This is a genomic window from Mesorhizobium jarvisii (genome assembly GCF_003601985.1).
GTDB classification, from domain to species: domain Bacteria; phylum Pseudomonadota; class Alphaproteobacteria; order Rhizobiales; family Rhizobiaceae; genus Mesorhizobium; species Mesorhizobium jarvisii.
On sequence record NZ_QZXA01000001.1, the window covers coordinates 121,213 to 137,687 of the forward strand.

General features: G+C 59.8%; 16 protein-coding genes. 3 read left to right on the forward strand and 13 right to left on the reverse strand.

The window, feature by feature from the left end:
• Positions 1 to 254: 254 nt before the first annotated feature.
• From D3242_RS00530 to D3242_RS00580, 10 genes are all read right to left on the reverse strand, one after another.
• Positions 255 to 2,762, reverse strand: coding sequence for a glycosyltransferase family protein (locus D3242_RS00530; RefSeq protein WP_064982995.1), 2,508 nt, complete (start codon positions 2,760 to 2,762; stop codon positions 255 to 257).
• Positions 2,759 to 3,631: a hypothetical protein gene (locus D3242_RS00535; protein ID WP_147377438.1), complete on the reverse strand. Its 873-nt coding sequence runs from the start codon at positions 3,629 to 3,631 to the stop codon at positions 2,759 to 2,761. The genes D3242_RS00530 and D3242_RS00535 overlap by 4 nt, the downstream gene beginning before the upstream one ends.
• Positions 3,632 to 3,701: 70 nt before the next feature.
• Positions 3,702 to 4,325 (reverse strand): class I SAM-dependent methyltransferase, encoded by a 624-nt coding sequence (locus D3242_RS00540; protein ID WP_038645467.1) that lies wholly within the window; start codon positions 4,323 to 4,325, stop codon positions 3,702 to 3,704.
• A gap of 1 nt (position 4,326) precedes the next feature.
• Positions 4,327 to 5,337: a glycosyltransferase family 2 protein gene (locus D3242_RS00545; protein WP_223217766.1), complete on the reverse strand. Its 1,011-nt coding sequence runs from the start codon at positions 5,335 to 5,337 to the stop codon at positions 4,327 to 4,329.
• A 301-nt stretch (positions 5,338 to 5,638) separates the two neighbouring features.
• Entirely contained in the window at positions 5,639 to 6,517 is an 879-nt protein-coding gene (gene rfbD, locus D3242_RS00555) for a dTDP-4-dehydrorhamnose reductase (RefSeq protein WP_019857028.1), read from the reverse strand.
• A complete protein-coding gene (rfbB, locus tag D3242_RS00560) occupies positions 6,514 to 7,584 on the reverse strand; it encodes a dTDP-glucose 4,6-dehydratase (protein WP_019857027.1) in 1,071 nt (356 codons plus the stop codon). The genes rfbD and rfbB overlap by 4 nt, the downstream gene beginning before the upstream one ends.
• Before the next feature lie 19 nt (positions 7,585 to 7,603).
• On the reverse strand, positions 7,604 to 8,155 hold the full coding sequence (gene rfbC, locus D3242_RS00565; RefSeq protein WP_019857026.1) for a dTDP-4-dehydrorhamnose 3,5-epimerase: 552 nt from the start codon (positions 8,153 to 8,155) through the stop codon (positions 7,604 to 7,606).
• 3 nt (positions 8,156 to 8,158) lie between these two features.
• Positions 8,159 to 9,040, reverse strand: a complete 882-nt coding sequence (gene rfbA, locus D3242_RS00570) for a glucose-1-phosphate thymidylyltransferase RfbA (protein ID WP_038645459.1) — start codon at positions 9,038 to 9,040, stop codon at positions 8,159 to 8,161.
• A gap of 132 nt (positions 9,041 to 9,172) precedes the next feature.
• Positions 9,173 to 10,192, reverse strand: coding sequence for an NAD-dependent epimerase (locus D3242_RS00575; RefSeq protein WP_064983002.1), 1,020 nt, complete (start codon positions 10,190 to 10,192; stop codon positions 9,173 to 9,175).
• 64 nt (positions 10,193 to 10,256) lie between these two features.
• Entirely contained in the window at positions 10,257 to 10,847 is a 591-nt protein-coding gene (locus D3242_RS00580) for a biotin transporter BioY (RefSeq protein WP_027046626.1), read from the reverse strand.
• A gap of 113 nt (positions 10,848 to 10,960) precedes the next feature.
• Here D3242_RS00580 and D3242_RS00585 point away from each other — a divergent pair, with 113 nt between their 5' ends.
• Entirely contained in the window at positions 10,961 to 11,869 is a 909-nt protein-coding gene (locus D3242_RS00585) for an MBL fold metallo-hydrolase (RefSeq protein ID WP_064983003.1), read from the forward strand.
• Positions 11,870 to 11,918: 49 nt separating this feature from the next.
• On the opposite strand, the gene D3242_RS00590 is transcribed toward D3242_RS00585, so the two are convergent.
• Together D3242_RS00590 and D3242_RS00595 are read right to left on the reverse strand one after the other, a co-directional pair.
• Positions 11,919 to 12,704, reverse strand: a complete 786-nt coding sequence (locus D3242_RS00590; RefSeq protein ID WP_019857021.1) for a DUF1499 domain-containing protein — start codon at positions 12,702 to 12,704, stop codon at positions 11,919 to 11,921.
• Positions 12,705 to 12,784: 80 nt separating this feature from the next.
• The gene (locus D3242_RS00595) at positions 12,785 to 14,413 is read right to left on the reverse strand and encodes a fatty-acid--CoA ligase (protein WP_064983005.1); all 1,629 of its coding nucleotides are present in this window, start codon (positions 14,411 to 14,413) and stop codon (positions 12,785 to 12,787) included.
• Between the two features lie 323 nt (positions 14,414 to 14,736).
• Between D3242_RS00595 and D3242_RS00600 the strand changes: the two genes are divergently transcribed.
• Both D3242_RS00600 and D3242_RS00605 read left to right on the forward strand, forming a co-directional pair.
• The gene (locus D3242_RS00600) at positions 14,737 to 15,093 is read left to right on the forward strand and encodes a hypothetical protein (RefSeq protein WP_010914922.1); all 357 of its coding nucleotides are present in this window, start codon (positions 14,737 to 14,739) and stop codon (positions 15,091 to 15,093) included.
• A gap of 131 nt (positions 15,094 to 15,224) precedes the next feature.
• Entirely contained in the window at positions 15,225 to 15,614 is a 390-nt protein-coding gene (locus D3242_RS00605; protein WP_019857019.1) for a DUF427 domain-containing protein, read from the forward strand.
• A 31-nt stretch (positions 15,615 to 15,645) separates the two neighbouring features.
• Here D3242_RS00605 and D3242_RS00610 read toward each other — a convergent pair whose 3' ends face one another.
• Complete coding sequence (locus D3242_RS00610) at positions 15,646 to 16,386, reverse strand: polysaccharide deacetylase family protein (RefSeq protein ID WP_064983560.1); 741 nt, start codon at positions 16,384 to 16,386, stop codon at positions 15,646 to 15,648.
• Positions 16,387 to 16,475 lie beyond the last annotated feature (89 nt).

Consider the following 16,475-nt stretch of genomic DNA (forward strand, 5'->3'; position numbering starts at 1 on the left):
TATCAGCGTCAACCTCATTTGAATAGATACAAGAGGTCAGCTCCGGTCGAATTGGATTTTGGGGTGTCGCATTCGGGTTTCCCGCCTGCCTGCAGAGGGTTGCAGCAAACGGCGAATCTCTGACGAAACGACCCGATCAGCGATCAATATGTTGCCTGCATCCTGAAGCAATCCAGATTTATCGCGGTCCAGTCACGTGCAAAGCTATGCACCGGTCTGGTTTGCGGCCCTATTTTCGACACCCAGGCAACCAATTAGCCAGCGCCGGCTCGTGGCCTGGAAGCTCTGCCATTCACCATGATCAAGAGAATGACTGAAGCCGCAAAGCCGGCAGTGCAAAGTTCCAGCGTTTTCAGCAAGTGACTGCTGTCGTAATAGAAACGAATTTTGCTTGGCCTGTTCACCTCGACGGCAGGGAAAAAATCTAAAAACTTCCCCAGTTCGACCGGTTTTCCATCTAGCGTGGCTCGCCAATACTTATTCGTACGAATAGGGAAAACGACCCATCCATGGGCTGCGCCCGAATATTCCACTGTCAGGTCGTCCGGTTGATACGCCGCAAGGCGCACAGGGCCAAAATCTGCTTCCGGTTGTCCACTTAACCCGTCCACATAATAGCCCGAGCCTGAAACCGTGTGATTTTCAATAACGCTAACACCCCGCTCTGCCGACGCGATCGAGAAATTCTGTGGAAGACGCGCTCTCTCACCAATCCTCATTTTCGGGATGCCGGGGAATACACTCGATCCAATTTGATAAGTTGCCCCTCCAGCGGTTTCGAAGGCCCATGCACTGAGCATCTTCTGGCTATTGGGTTTGGCCATTGAAATGACGTACCGATACGTTCCGGCCACAAGAGGAACGTCTTGATTGAAATTAAAGGTGGCGTATTGGTTGTTGCGTATCGCCTCCGGTGTCAATTCAGTATGAGCCACGAGGAGCTTGTCTCGATAAAGATCAAACATCACCGCCGAAGGGGCGAAATCCCTATCATAAGTTCCGAATAACACTTGCATGTTCGTAGCGCTGATAGACTTGTCAATTACCAAGTCACCTTGAAGAGCGCCATTGGTGAGGGAGGCAGTAGCCCGCTGGCCTATGCCAGTGGTCTCGTAACTCGATTCAGTACAGCCTTCTTTGACAAGGAAGAAACGGACCGCAGCATAGGTAATCTCTGGGCTGGAAAAATTAATGTCAGAGCATTGAATGATGGAGGCCGTGTATGTTGTCTGAAAAGAAGGGGCTATGTCAGCGCCTATCTTGTTTTGAGCATCGGTACGAAATCCGTGAGCAAACAATTCTGGCAGCCGATAGTTTGACAAAAATCCCGAGACAAGGAAGCTGCCGTCCGCAATGATGCTTTGACCTGGAAGGATCTTGGACGCCACATAGGATATCGATGGCGTGTCCGGGAAAAAAGTCTCGATGTCAGGTCGCGCATTAAGCTGCCTGAACCAATAGCCAAGGTTGATTGCCTGTAAGAGGCATATAAAAACCACCAAATGAAATCTATAAGGCGATTCAGGCTTTGGAGACTGTGGCGCTAAGAATTTCACGGAATATGAAGATAATACAGCTGCCGACAATCCAAATAAGACCGACCCCCTGCTCCACGCGTTGAAACCAAACCCTGGAATTGCGTTCACTATGCTGGCCGGAGCCATGCCAAATACGGTTGCTAGCATGAATACCGCCACGAATAGCCCAAAAACAGCAAATCGATTGGGTGACTTGAAAATGAAATAAAACGCGAGAAGGGTTAGGAGAGCAGCAGGTATTCCTGCCGAAAAGGTACGCTCGACGCCAAGATTGTTCACAAAGTCAGAGCCAAACATATTGACGATGTCATAGGGTGTGAACCAAGTTCCGCCTGTTCGGCTCGACAAATCAGTTGAAACGAGAATTTCTCTAACTTGCAAGAGGCCGGGAAGGGCAAGGAACGCACCCGCTATGCCTGCGAATCCCAGCCCAAAAATTCGCCTAACCGGAAGCTGATTGATGCCGGCGCTCCGGACTTCGGCAAAGAGGACTGCGATCGCCAGCATCAGGGACGATATACCTCCAAGGAGGGCGACGAATGGAAAACCGGCCAGACCTATCAAGGCGACACTGAGAGTGAACCCAAACGCCCAACCCAAACGGCCTGTTTGCCAATAGCGAAGCTGAGTGGCGAGAACCCAGGGAACAAGAGCGCTCGTTGTCAGGTGCGGCCAGTGTGCCCAAGCGATGTTGAACCCGCAAAATGCGAATGTAATGGCGCCGAAAACCGCAGCCACACGATTTCTGAACATGAAAAACAGCAGGCAATAGGCACCGAAAGCCGCCAGCAGATAATTTGACAAAAGTGCGAACGTATAGCCCATGGCCTCATTGGGCGTGAGGGCATAAACCAGGAAGGGTACTGACAGGCCTTCGTAAATCGGCGCCTGGATGCCCGGCGCACCCAGTTGGTGGAGTGGGTTCCATAGCGGGATGTGCCCTTCCCGCAACTCTCGCCTGAACTCCCGCCAGTTTGGAAGCCGGTGATCCAAGGCGTCAGAACGCTCCGCATTGACAAGGTCGGTGTCGACCCCGGCATTGTCCCATCCTGGATAAGCCAACATCAAATCCATCGGTGCCAGCGTTTGCCGCAAAGGATTTACGCCCACGATCCCCAGGACAAGAGCGAAAAGAAGCACCATCGAAATGATGTGTCGCAAAAACGGGATCCGGTCCGGCAAATGGGTGTCTTGCACGGATGTCTCCGTCATTTGCGTCGTCATGCACTTTTCCCTTTTCGCAAAACCAACTCTGCCAAGGCGACCAGGCAATCTCCGAGAACGGTGACGAGCCGGTTGCCGAGGGCAACCGCGGTGGCCGATGGAAGCGGCAAACCCGCGGCAGTTAATCCCATGATCAGAACGGCCTCGCGCACGCCAAGCCCTCCTGGCGCCCCCGGAACGACAAAACCAACGAGCCAAGCCGTGGCTCCTATGCCGATCAATTCAGCAATATGGCCTCCATCGTTTATGGCCCTCACAAGCGCGACGATCAGAAACCCATTGCCCATGAAAAACAATGCATAGAGGAAAAAGGCCTCTGCAGATGTAATGAGCGCCCTGCCTCCGATGTCCGCCATCCTGAAGCGGAACAAAAGTCCCATCCCAAACGCGATCGCCAAAAGACCGGCGGCGATCAATCCCACAGTCAAAGTAGGGTGGCCGGGACCATACCGCGCATACGCAGCTTGGAAAATCGGCCACGCCAGCAACGCGCCCGACCCCCCGGCGGCGAGAACAATGACGGACAGCTCCCCCATCTGGGCAACGGCAAGCGCCCTGTTCGAGGTCCCGGCACTGCGGGCAAGGGCGAAGCGACCAACCATATGCATCACATTGCTCGGCAGGTATTTGTAAATCTGCGTCCTTCCAAAAATGGCGAGCGCACGACCCAATCCAAGCGACGGTCCGTCGACGAGAACCAGGAACCGATACCAGGCGATGGCGACCAGTTGCAGAATGACTGCATAAGCGACAGCGCACCCCAATATGGCGATCAAGAAGAGCGGGGAAACGAGCTGGCGCTGCACATCGCCGAAGGAACGATGGATCGCCAGCCCCACGAAGACGAGCGCCGCGAGACTGACGGTCACCGCTCCAAGGCGAACGAAAGACTTTAGCCTGAGCCTGCTGCTTTTGGGTGGCTGTGCCGTCTGCGTTGGCTCAGTCACAGCGGCAAAGGACCATGGTCCAGGGAAAAGGCTTGCTGACTTTCACGACTTTTAGCGTCTTGCTCAACAGATCGATGAAAGACGCGGATGACCAGTGATTGATATGCCCTGGCGTGTTGCCAAACTGGGTTACATATTTTCCCCTGGCGACATTCAGGACCCGCCAGATCGGCTCTCGCGGCACGCTGACAAGGAGATACGGCTTGCCAAGCGATTTCAGGACCGAGAGCGCTTGTTGCGTATTTGGAACATGCTCGAGAACCTCACAGCATATTACCAACTCAGCGGAGTTCGCCTGCGGCGTCAGTTCGAAAAGCGAGCGCGTTTCAAACAACGGCGCTATCCCACGCTTGACGCATTGCTCATTGGCCTGCGAAACACTGACGCCTTCCAGATCGCTGCCGCGGACGTTCCACCCCCGATCATGAAGTCGAATGGACAAATTTCCTTCGCCACAGCCGACCTCGTAGGCATTGCGAACGCCTGTCTCGGCCGTCAACGCATCGAAGCTACTTAAAAAGCCATCCATCAAATATCGCGCAACCGGATTCCGGGTGTTGTACTTATCATAGTAATTACCTGGAACGTTATCGTAAGCGACCGGCGTATCATTCATCTTATATCGTTCCGCCTACACTTTCTTTCTTGATTTTTCTCTCCATCGCAAACGACCGGACCCTGGCCCTTGCACCATACTCTTGCTGCAATTGCCTGATCCTTATTTCTTCAAGCAATTGCCTGTTGACCGCGATGAGCTCGGAAATGATGCCGCTCATCGCAAGAATGCCGGCAATCGCGAGCAAGGCGCTGGACAGAACGAGTGACTGGATGTTGCCACTGCCTTCGCCCATCAAATAGTGGACAAGGAACCGAATAACCCCGATCACCCCCGGCGCGGCGACGATTGCCGCACATGTCGAGAAGAAGCGCAGCGGGCTATAGACGACAAAAATCCTCACGACCGTTATCAACGAGCGCCGCACATAGCTCGGTATGCTCTTGACCAGCCGCGAGGGTCGAAGATCGCCGTTGACGCGGATCGGCACCGAGGTGATCGGGATGTTCCTGCGCCCCGCCTGGATGATCGTTTCCAGCGTATAGGTATAGCGGTTGAAGACATTGAGCTGTATCGCCGCGTCGCGATGAATGGCCCGGAAACCGCTCGGGGCGTCAGGGACCGTCGTGCCACTGGCAAGCTTGACAACGAAGCTGCCAAGCTTCTGCAGAAATTTCTTGACCGGTGAAAAATGCTCTATCTCGCTGATCGGCCTTGCGCCGATGACGATCTGAGCTTTTTTCTCCAGTATTGGCCGGACGAGATCGGGAATGCAGGAGGCATCGTACTGGTTGTCCGCATCGGTGTTGACGATGACGTCCGCGCCCAGTTTCAGCGCGGTTTCGATGCCGGTCATGAACGCTTTGGCAAGCCCCTGATTATGGGGCAGCGAGACCACGTGATCGACGCCGTTTTCCCGGGCGACCTCGACCGTGCGGTCGGTGGAGCCATCATCGATTACGAGCCATTCCACCGTGCTGAAACCCGCGACCTGACGCGGCAGATCGGCCAGTGTGACGGCGAGCGTCCCCTCCTCATTCAAGCATGGGATTTGAATAATAAGCTTTGACAATCCACCCTCTTCTTTCCGCAAGGCTGATAGGCTGCCGTATTCCATATGGACCTAAAGAACTTTGCTTCCGCGCGCTACCTGCTTTGGCAAAATATGCTGTTTTTGCGGCTGACAAAAACGGCGCGAGGAGCTCCGGGCGGCGCCGAGTTCATGGCGTTCAGGCGAACTCGCTCAGGGAGCCATTATGCATTGGTCACGAGCCGGATGGCGGGGGCCGCCGACATTGACCGACATCTGTTCTGAGCTTGCCGGTATTGCCCTGCGCCGGTGGCCGGTTTTGCCTTGCGCGGGTTCGCGTCTCTCAGGGCAGGACCCGACGTACCACTGCTTCCGTCGAAAGCCGCCAGTCCGGCGCAGACCAGCCGAAGGCGGAGGCGAACTTCGCGCTCGAAAGCCGGGAATTGGCAGGGCGTCGCGCCTTGGTCGGGTAGTCCGTCGTCGTAATGTCGCGGACCCGCGCTGAAGGACCGCCAGACACGCGGCTCGTGTCGAGGATATGACGGGCAAAGCCGCTCCAGTTGGCCTCGCCGGTGCCGGCCAGGTGATAGATGCCGAACGCGGCGAAGTCCTTGTTGCTGTGCAGCGTGGCCGCGGCATGCAGGATCGCATCGGCGATATCCAGCGCTGAGGTGGGATTTCCCCATTGATCGGCCACCACTGAGATCTCGTCGCGGTCGGCCGCAAGCCGAAGCATGGTTTTGACGAAGTTCTTGCCGAACGGACTGTAGACCCAGGCGGTGCGCAGGATCAGGTTGCGCGGATTGGCGGCGGCCACCGCCTGTTCGCCGGCGAGCTTGGAAGCGCCGTATACGCTGGCTGGCGCGGTCGCATCGGTTTCGACATAGCTACCGGAAGCGCTGCCGTCGAAGACGTAGTCGGTCGAAAGGTGGATGACGGGAACGCCAAGCCGCGCCGCGGCTTGCGCCACCTTGCCGGCGCCGACGGCGTTCACCCTGAATGCCAGATCGGGCTCATCCTCGGCCTGATCCACGGCCGTGTAGGCGGCAGCCGAGACGACGACGTCAGGCCTGGCCGCAGCAATGGCTTCGATCACGGTGTCGGGGTTTGCCAGGTCGAGCTGCGGACGGCCAATGGCGATGACGTCTACACCGGCAAGCTGGCCGGCCTCCAGAAGGCTCGACACAACCTGGCCTTCGCGTCCGGTGACAACGAGCCTCACGCGGCCCCCTTGCGGGCTTCGCCCAGTCTTTCGCCGGCATAGTTCTGCTCGCGGATTGGCCCCCACCACCATTTGTTGTCGAGGTACCAGTCCACGGTTCTGGCCAGGCCGCTGTCGAAATTCTCGTTGGGCACCCAGCCGAGGTCCCGGCTTATCTTCGATGCGTCGATGGCATAGCGGCGGTCATGGCCGGGGCGGTCGGTGACGAAGGAAATCAGGTCGCGGTAGCTCTTGCCGCCGGCCCGGGGACGCCTGCTGTCGAGCAGGTCGCAAATCGTCTCGACGACGCTGAGGTTTGTCCGCTCCGAATTGCCGCCGACATTGTAGCTCTCGCCCGGCGTGCCTTTGGTGGCGACCAGTTCCAGGGCTCGGGCGTGATCCTCGACGAACAGCCAGTCGCGCACATTGGCACCGGCGCCATAGACCGGCAGCGGCTTTTCGTCGAGCGCGTTGAGGATGACGAGCGGGATCAGTTTTTCGGGAAAATGATAGGGGCCGTAATTGTTCGAACAGTTGGAGAGCACGACCGGCAGGCCGTAGGTCTCGTGCCAGGCGCGGACCAGATGGTCCGAGGCCGCCTTCGAGGCCGAATAGGGCGAGGACGGCGCGTAAGGCGTCTCCTCGACGAACATGCCGCCATCGAAAGGCAGGTCGCCGAACACTTCATCGGTCGACACGTGATGGAAGCGGAAGCGGCCCTTCCTGTCGTCGGCAAGGCCGCGCCAGTATTCGAGCGCCGCATTGAGGATGCGGTAGGTGCCGACGATGTTGGTCTCGATGAAGGCGCCAGGCCCATCGATCGAGCGGTCGACATGGCTCTCGGCGGCAAGGTTCATGACGATGTCGATATCGTCACGGCGCATTATGTCGAGCACCGCTTTCTCGTCGCATATATCGACCTGGGCGAAGCGATAATTGTGCGCGTTCTCGATTTGCCGCAGCGAGGCCAGGTTGCCGGCATAGGTGAGCTTGTCGAGATTGGTCACCCTATAGGCCGGATTGGCGCACAGATGCCGACACACCGCCGAACCGATGAAGCCAGCCCCGCCTGTCACCAGAAAATTCATGCCGCTATCCTCATGCCCATCAGGCAAACACTTCGGCCTCGGCGAGCACCGGCGCCTTGAGGTCCTTGTCCGAAAGCTGGAATCCGCCAGCCACTGAAGGCCATTCGATGCCGATGATGGGATCATCGAAGCGAACAGACCGATCGTGCTCGGGCGAATAGGTGTCGGTAACCTTATAGAGAACCTCGGTGTCGGGCACGAGCGTCACAAAGCCATGCGCGAAACCCTTCGGCACCAGAATCTGATTGCCCTTTTCGGCCGAAATCTCGCAGGCGACCCACTTCCCAAAGGTTTTCGAACCACGGCGGATATCGACTGCGACGTCGAGGATACTGCCGCGAATGACGCGCAGCAGCTTGTCCTGGGCCCGCGGCTCGAGCTGGTAGTGAAGCCCTCGCAAGACGCCTGCCGTAGCGGAATAGGAGTGGTTGTCCTGGACGAAAACCAAGTCGATGCCCGCCTGCGAAAACCGCTCGGCATTGTAGGTTTCCATGAAGAAGCCGCGTGCATCGCCATGTCGCTTGGGAACGATTTCCAGCACGCCATCGATGCCGAGGGACCTGATCTCCAAAGCTTAGCCCTCCAACAGATCGGCGACGCGCCGCCGCAGATAGGCGGCATATTCATTTTTGCCCAACCGAGTTGCGCGTTGCAGCACTTGCTCTGCCGTCAACCAGCCCTGCTCGAAGGCGATCTCCTCAGGGCAAGCAACCTTGATGCCCTGCCGATGTTCGATCGTGCGCACGAAAGAAGAGGCTTCGTGCAAACTGTCGTGCGTGCCGGTGTCGAGCCAGGCATAGCCACGTCCCAAACGGTGCACGTGCAGCTTGCCGCGCTCGAGATAGACATTGTTGACAGCCGTGATCTCGAGCTCGCCTCGCGCCGAGGGGCGGATCGTCGGGGCGATGTCGACCACGTCATTGTCGTAGAAATAGAGACCGGTGACTGCCCAGTTCGACTTCGGCTTCTGCGGCTTTTCCTCAATCGTCAGCGCGGTTCCGGTTGCCCTGTCGAAGGACACAACACCATAGCGCTCGGGATCCTCGACATGGTAGGCGAACACCGAAGCACCCGCTTCGCGCGCAGCGGCGGCGCGGCAAAGCTGCGACAGGCCGTCACCGAAATATATGTTGTCGCCAAGAATCATCGAGACACTGTCTTTGCCGATGAAATCACGGCCGATAATGAAAGCTTCCGCAAGACCATTGGGCTGCGGCTGCTCGGCGTAGGAGAACGCCAGCCCGAACTCCGATCCGTCGCCGAGTAAATCACGAAAAGCCGGCAGATCACGCGGCGTCGAAACAATCAGAATCTCACGGATTCCCGCGAGCATCAGTACGCTCAGCGGATAATAAATCATCGGCTTGTCGTATATCGGAAGGATTTGCTTAGAGACTGCTAATGTCAGTGGATAAAGACGCGTTCCACTGCCTCCAGCAAGGATAATTCCTTTCAAGAAGCTCTCCTTGACATGCTGAGCCCCCCGGCCCTGATCGACCGTGCTTAGGTTTCATTCAATGGCTTGTCAATGCGGCACCCGGCACAGGAGAGGTCTGTTTCGCACGCCAGGACATGACCTCCGCCACCCCTACCCAAAATACGCCTGGTACCACTCGACGAACCGCCCTACCCCGTCTGCCACGGACGTGCCGGGGCGGTAGCCAACAGCCTCCTGCAGCGCGGAAGTGTCGGCGAATGTGTCCGGCACGTCGCCGGCCTGCAGCGGCAAGAGTTCTATGACGGCCTTGCGGCCAAGCGCGCTTTCCAACGCCTCGACATAGGCGGTCAGCCTCACCGGATTGTTGTTGCCGATGTTGAAGATGCGCCAGGGCGCGCTGCTCGTTGCCGGATCCGGATGACCGGAATCCCAGGCGGGATTGCCGGCTGCAGGGCTGTCGCTGGTCCGGATCACACCTTCGGCGATGTCGTCGATATAGGTGAAATCGCGCGTGTGGTTGCCATTGTTGAACAGCTTGATCGGCTCGCCGGCCAGAATGCTCCTGGTGAACAGGAACAGCGCCATGTCGGGGCGCCCCCAGGGGCCATACACGGTGAAGAACCGCAGCCCGGTCGTCGGCAGCCCGAACAGATGGCTGTAGCTGTGCGCCATCAGCTCGTTGGCGCGCTTGGTCGCGGCGTAGAACTGCAGCGGATGATCGGCCGGGCGGTGCTCGGAAAACGGCATGTCGGTGTTGGCGCCGTAAACGCTCGAGGTGCTGGCATAGGTCAGGTGCGCTATGCCGGCATTGCGGCAGGCCTCCAGCATGTTGGTGAAAGCGACGATGTTGCTTTCGACATAGGCGCGCGGGTTTTCCAGGCTGTAGCGCACCCCTGCCTGGGCGGCGAGATGGATCACCCGATCAAAGCCGTGAGCGGCAAAGCAGCCGTCCACGATTTCGCTGTTTGCAAGATTGCCGTGGATGAAATGATAGCCGGCATTGGTGCGTTGGCTGGCTTCGGCCAGCAGCCGCAGCCGCGCCTGCTTGATCCGCGTGTCATAGTAGTCGTTGACGCTGTCGATGCCGACAACCTCGTCGCCACGCTCCAGAAGCCGCCTGGCGACATGATAGCCTATGAAGCCGGCGGCGCCGGTGACCAGAACCTTCATCGGAAGCGCCCATCCTCGGGAATGGATCCCTGACGTCTATGGCACGCCAATCTTCCTACAGACCTCAGGAGCGTTTCAGCAGCGACCAGACGGCCGGCACAAGGCTTGCCGCCAGCGCAACCTTGATGAGGTCGCCGACGATGAACGGCACGACGCCGAACTGCCAGGACTTTTCCGGGCCGATCAGCAACGCCAGCCAGGCAAAGCCCATCGCCATCATCACCACTTCGGCAACCAGCATAGCGTTGAAAAGCTTGATCGGGTGGCGATCCCAGCCGCGATCCGCGGCCCAGCCGACAATCGCCGCCATGACGACAAAGCCCGCGAGATAGCCACCCGTCGGGCCGACCATGTAGGCAAGGCCAATGCCCTTCTCAGGCGTGCCCTGGAAGACCGGGAAGCCCATGGCGCCTTCCGCCATGTAGAGCAGCAGCGTGGCGACGCCGAGGCGAAGGCCGAAGGCGGCGGCGATCAGCAAGACGGCGAGCGTCTGCATCGAGATGTCGACGGGCCCCAGCACAACCTTGGTCTTGGCCGACAGGGTCAGCAGCAGCGTTCCGGCAATCGCCAGGAAAAGCTGTGTTGCCAGTCGCGCCGCGCCTTCCTGCGGCAAAGCCAGAGAAACAAGCGGGCGCATCGTCGTTGCAGTTGCCATGGTCTTCCCCATTCGGTCTAGCGCGATCCTATAATCGCGGTCCTGCGTTTTCCTATATTGGCTTGCGTGCTATGCGGCAATCGGTTTTGCCGTTCCGGGAACAATGTGCCGACATGGCTCTCAAATTCGATACCAGCTTCGATCCGCACTACGGCCAGGGTGTGAACGTCGGCCCGGACGTGCAGCGCGTCACGGTCCGGAACCCCAGCCCCTTCACCTTTCATGGCACCAACAGCTATGTCATCGGGCGCGACACGCTGGCGGTCATCGATCCCGGGCCGGATGACGAGGCGCATCTTCAGACCTTGCTCGGTGTGATCGCCGGCAGGCCGGTCAGCCATATCTTCGTCAGCCACACGCATCGCGACCATTCCCCGCTGGCGGCCCGGCTGAAGGAGCGCACCGGTGCTTTGGTGATGGCGGAAGGGCCGCACCGGCCGGCGAGGCCACTGCATATCGGCGAGACCAATGCGCTCGACGCCAGCGCCGACACCGCTTTCATTCCCGACATCGCACTCCCGGACGGCGCGTTGGTCGCCGGCGACGGCTGGGCGATCCGTACGGTTCTGACCCCCGGCCACACCGCCAATCACGCGGTGTTCGCGCTGGAAGAAACCGGCATCCTGTTTTCGGCCGATCATGTCATGGCGTGGGCGACATCGATTGTCGCGCCGCCGGACGGGGCCATGGCCGATTACATGGCGTCGCTGGACCGCATGATCGAGCGCGACGACCGCCTGCTGCTGCCTGGGCACGGCGGGCCGGTGACGAAGCCGCGCGCTTTCATGCGGGGACTGAAGACCCATCGCAAGATGCGCGAGCGGGCCATATTGGAGCGGGTCAGAGCCGGCGACCGGACGATTCCCGACATGGTGAAGGCGATCTATCGCGACACCGATCCCCGGCTGCATGGTGCCGCCGGACTGTCGGTACTTGCCCATCTCGAGGACCTGGTGGCGCGCGGGATGGTATCGACAGACGCCGCCCCCGCTATCGACGGCATTTTCATCCCAACCCGATAGGGCCTGCCCCCGGGGGGCTCCCGAAGGCGCTGGATCCGTGGGAAAATGCCTATTCGGCCGGAGCCGCTCCGACCTGGCCGGCGACTTCCTGATCCAGTTCCGCCAGGAAATCGGTGATGCGCGCGGCATTGTCACCAAGGTCGTAGCGGCCGTAACGCGAGGCCGACCGCATGTCGACGATCACGCTATCGCCATCGTCCGTCACGCGGATCGCCACATCGGCCGGAAGGCCGAGCACGAAACCCTTGGCGACAGCGGTGATGGTCACGTCGCTTTGCCCGGCAAGGTCGGGATAGGGTTCGGAAAGATCCCAGCTGCGCCGGTCGAGCACGGTTTCGACGGCATTGACGATGGTCTCGAATGGCAGGTCGTAGCTGCGCGCGGTGACCAATGGATAGCTGTCGGCCTGCAGCCTCTGTTCGCCCGGCGTCGATGGGGACAGCACATTCATGTCCTTTGTCCGCTCGCTGACGTCGAGCGCGGGCGGCTCATCGAAATCGGTCGAAATGTCCCTGAGCGGCGGATAGATCGTCGCCCAGTAGGCGGCAACGCCATAGGGGACCAGCACCAGCAGTGCCAGCAAGGCGCCGACGGTCAGGTCGCGGCCGCCGCGATCGCCGAATTTCCATAGTCTCGAAAAGGCAAAGGCGGCGAACAGCAGCGCCAGCGCCGCGAGCAGCGCGACGATGCCGAGCACCCACAGGAACACCGGCGTCTCGACGAGATCGAAGCGGTGGCCGGCGAAGTCGGTCAGCAAAAGCACCGCTGAAAACGCGGCCGTGCGCCGCGACCAGCCGGCAGCCTTCGACGTTCGCCGTTCGGGAATGCTAACCATGGTTCTCTGCGTTGCCCCAACCCGGACGGAGGTTTAGTGCCTTTTCGCGGCGGCTTGAAGCCGAAACACGCAACATCCCCTCAATCCGTCGGCAAGCGGTAGTCCCTGAACTGCTGGCGCAAGGTGATCTTCTGGATCTTGCCGGTGGCGGTATGCGGTATTTCGCCGACGAAGGCGACATCGTCGGGCATCCACCACTTGGCCACCTTGCCATCCATGAAGTGGAGAATATCCGCCTTGGTCGGCTCCTTGCCGGGCTTGGTAACGACGACCAGCAAGGGCCGCTCGCCCCATTTCGAATGATGGACGCCGATCGCCGCAGCTTCCGCCACGTCCGGGTGGCCGACGGCCAGATTCTCGAGATCGATGGTCGAAATCCATTCGCCGCCGGACTTGATGACGTCCTTGGCACGATCGGTGATCTGCATGTAGCCGCCGGCGTCGATGTGAGCGACATCTCCGGTATCGAACCAGCCGTCCTCATCGAATTGCTCCGCCCCGGCGCCACCATAATAGGCGCGAGCGACGGCCGGGCCGCGCACTTTCAGGCGGCCAAAGGTCTTGCCATCCCAGGGTTGCGCATTGTTCTCGTCATCGGTCACCTTCATTTCAACGCCGAAGGGCGGGTAGCCCTGCTTTTGCTTGATATCAAGCCGAGCCTCGCCCTGGAGAGCGGTATATTCCGGCTTCAAGGTGCACAGCGTGCCGAGCGGCGACATTTCAGTCATGCCCCAGGCATGGATGACCTCGACACCGTAATCGTCATGGAACTTCGTCATGATCGCGCGTGGACAGGCAGAACCGCCGATGACGACCTTGTTGAGATAGGGAAGCTTCTTGCCGGTCTCCTCCAGATATTGCAGCAGCATCATCCAGACGGTCGGTACGGCGGCGCTGAAGGTTACCTTCTCGGTGTCGAGCAACTCATAGATCGAGGCGCCGTCCATCTTGCAGCCGGGCATGACCAGCTTGGCGCCGATCATCGGCCCGCTCTGGCCAAGGCCCCAGGCATTGGCGTGGAACATCGGCACAACCGGCAGGATCGTGTCGCGCGACGACAGCCCCATCGCGTCGGGCATGGCGGCGATCATGGCGTGCAGCACGTTCGAGCGGTGGCTGTAGACGACGCCCTTGGGATCGCCTGTGGTGCCTGATGTGTAGCACATGCCGGCGGCGGTGCCTTCGTCGAAGGCCTTCCAGGCGAAGTCGCCATCGGCCTCGTCAAGCCAGTCCTCATAGGCGACGGCATTGGGCAAGGTCGTCTGTGGCGTGTGCGCCTTGTCGGTCAGCACGATCACCTTCTTCAGCGATTTGACGGCACCGGCGATCTTTTCCAGCAAAGGAATGAAGGTGAGGTCGACGAAGACCGCCTTGTCCTCGGCATGGTTCATGATCCAGACGATCTGCTCGGGAAACAGGCGCGGATTGAGCGTGTGATAGATCGCGCCGACGCCCATGATGCCGTACCAGGCCTCGAGGTGGCGCGCCGTGTTCCAGGCCAGCGTGGCGATACGGTCGCCCAAGCCATAGCCGTCCCGCTCAAGCCGCTGGGCGACCTTGAGAGAACGACGATGGATGTCGGCGTAGGTGGTGCGCACGATGGGCCCCTCGATCGAGCGCGATACGATCTCGCGCACCCCATGCTGCCGTTCGGCGTTGTCGATAAGCTTGTGGCACAGCAGCGGCCATTCCTGCATCAGCCCCAGCATCCGGTTCCTCCTCCCTCGCGCATTTTGCGTCGTAGCTTTGGCGCATTGTGAAGCGAACCGGCGGATTGTCCAGTCACCCGCTCGCGCGGCACACGAATTTCAGGGTCCGTGCCGCAACGGCAAGCAGTTGAATTTTGACATGTTTTGGATTTTGGACTGCTGGGCATTCGTGCCACCGCGATGGCAGGAGGGTCGAAAACACTGCAGGCGCTACGGTGTCCTATCCCACGAATTGACTGGGAAATCCGCCACAATCCGGCCATCGTCGGCGTTAAGCTTCGTTAACGGGTAAAGGGGGCGATTGGCGACTGAAAGAGGTTCGCATGGACACGCAGCTCGACGACAAAGCCCTTGAGAGCACACTTGCCGAAAGCCTGGCCGATCTGGTGCCGGACGAAAAGACTGTTTCCGAAGACGAATTTGTTGAAGTTGTCGGCGGCGCGCTCGAAGCGGTCGGCGGCACGCTCCTGTTCAAGATGTGCGTCCAGAACGAGGGGGAAGGCCAGCACGTCGCGGCCGCATCCGTCGGCGCTGGAGGCAATCGCCAGTTCCTGCTGCTCACCTTGCCGACCGGCGGCGGCTCGCTGAAGGTCGAGACCGTTTCCAGGAGCAGCAACCCGGTTGCGGGCATCGCGGCCGCCTATGCCGGACTGATGGACGCATTCAAGACCGCCGCCTGAGCCACGGCTGCCACTCGAAGCGCTGCAGCGCCACGCCTTGGTGATTGGCGCGCCTGTTTTCGTGATGTGAACCCACCTTGCGCAACAGCTGTGCCCGCCACACTTTAAGGGGCCACGCAAGGAGAACCAGCATGGACAAGATCGCCAACCCGGCACCCGGCTTCCAGCGCAACCCCGACAAGATCATCACCATCGAACCCTATGTCGGCACCGTCACGGTGCGCGCTGGCGATACGGTCATCGCGTCGTCCACGAAGGCCAAGGTCCTGAGCGAAGCGCCCTATCCCGCCGTCTTCTACATTCCGTTCGCCGACATCGATTTCGACAGGCTGAGCGGCACCGAACACTCGACCCATTGCCCTTACAAGGGCGATGCCAGCTATTGGAGCGTGCTGCCTGCCGGCGAAGCCGGTCAGAACGCGATGTGGGCCTATGAGCGGCCTTTCGACGAAATGACCGAAATCCGCGACCACGGTGCTTTCTACGCCAGCAAGGTGACAATCGAAGCCACGCCGGGTTGAGTAGGGGTCAGTTCCAGCTCGTCCTGCGGAATTAGTCCGTGGTGCCGTGATTGCCTGTGCCGTCGGCATCGTCGAGGCGCACGAAGATCATGCCTTTGGCTTTCAGCGCCAGCAGGCCTTGCACCACGCCCTGGCCGGCGGCGTGGGTCGGCTGGTTGATGTGTGAGATGATGACGTCGCCGTCCTTGGCCGCGGCGATGCGCTTGGCGGTTTCCTTGGCGCCGAGCAGCGAACCGCCATCGCCATTGATCGAGAAGCCGGCAATCTTGAAGCCGAGCTTGCGGATCATCGCGATCGCCGAGGGGCTGTATTCGGCAGTTGCACCGCGGAACCATTTGGGCGTCGGCTCGCCGGTCCTGGCGAGTGCCGCGGCCCCCGACTCGACTTCGGCCAGCACGGCATCCGGGCTGCCGGCGCTCTTTATGCCATAGATCTTCTGTGGCGTGTCGACCGCCGGAATGTGGCGGTCGCCGTGATTTTCCAGTTCGAAAAGGTCTGGATGCGCCCGCATGATCTCGACGGCCGCGGCATTGCGCTTCAGCCAGATGCCGGTGACGAAAATGGTGGCGGGGATCTTGTTTTCCACCAGGGCCGAGAGAATGCGTGTGTCGGTCCGTCCGTCGCAAGCATCGAGCGTGAGCGCAACGCGGCCCGCTCCGCTCGCCGCGGGCTTGATGTGCAGCGTGGGCTCGACCAGCGTCGCGGCATGGGCGCTGGATACAGCCACCAACGACATGGCGATCATGCAGAGATGTCTTTGCAGCAGACGCATCAAACCGAATTCCTGATTGGCGATTTCAAGCCGGCATCCAAAGACCCGCATGAAGGCGGAAATCGGACGATGGATAGCAGAAAAATGCA

What these genes read in the sequence shown, in the direction of transcription:
- D3242_RS00530 (WP_064982995.1), bottom strand. Translation starts at nt 2,762, where the DNA reads ATGACGACGCAAATGACGGAGACATCCGTGCAAGACACCCATTTGCCG.
- D3242_RS00540 (WP_038645467.1), bottom strand. Translation starts at nt 4,325, where the DNA reads ATGAATGATACGCCGGTCGCTTACGATAACGTTCCAGGTAATTACTAT.
- rfbB (WP_019857027.1), bottom strand. Translation starts at nt 7,584, where the DNA reads ATGAATTTTCTGGTGACAGGCGGGGCTGGCTTCATCGGTTCGGCGGTG.
- D3242_RS00575 (WP_064983002.1), bottom strand. Translation starts at nt 10,192, where the DNA reads ATGAAGGTTCTGGTCACCGGCGCCGCCGGCTTCATAGGCTATCATGTC.
- D3242_RS00580 (WP_027046626.1), bottom strand. Translation starts at nt 10,847, where the DNA reads ATGGCAACTGCAACGACGATGCGCCCGCTTGTTTCTCTGGCTTTGCCG.
- D3242_RS00585 (WP_064983003.1), top strand. Translation starts at nt 10,961, where the DNA reads ATGGCTCTCAAATTCGATACCAGCTTCGATCCGCACTACGGCCAGGGT.
- D3242_RS00590 (WP_019857021.1), bottom strand. Translation starts at nt 12,704, where the DNA reads ATGGTTAGCATTCCCGAACGGCGAACGTCGAAGGCTGCCGGCTGGTCG.
- D3242_RS00595 (WP_064983005.1), bottom strand. Translation starts at nt 14,413, where the DNA reads ATGCTGGGGCTGATGCAGGAATGGCCGCTGCTGTGCCACAAGCTTATC.
- D3242_RS00600 (WP_010914922.1), top strand. Translation starts at nt 14,737, where the DNA reads ATGGACACGCAGCTCGACGACAAAGCCCTTGAGAGCACACTTGCCGAA.
- D3242_RS00605 (WP_019857019.1), top strand. Translation starts at nt 15,225, where the DNA reads ATGGACAAGATCGCCAACCCGGCACCCGGCTTCCAGCGCAACCCCGAC.
- D3242_RS00610 (WP_064983560.1), bottom strand. Translation starts at nt 16,386, where the DNA reads ATGCGTCTGCTGCAAAGACATCTCTGCATGATCGCCATGTCGTTGGTG.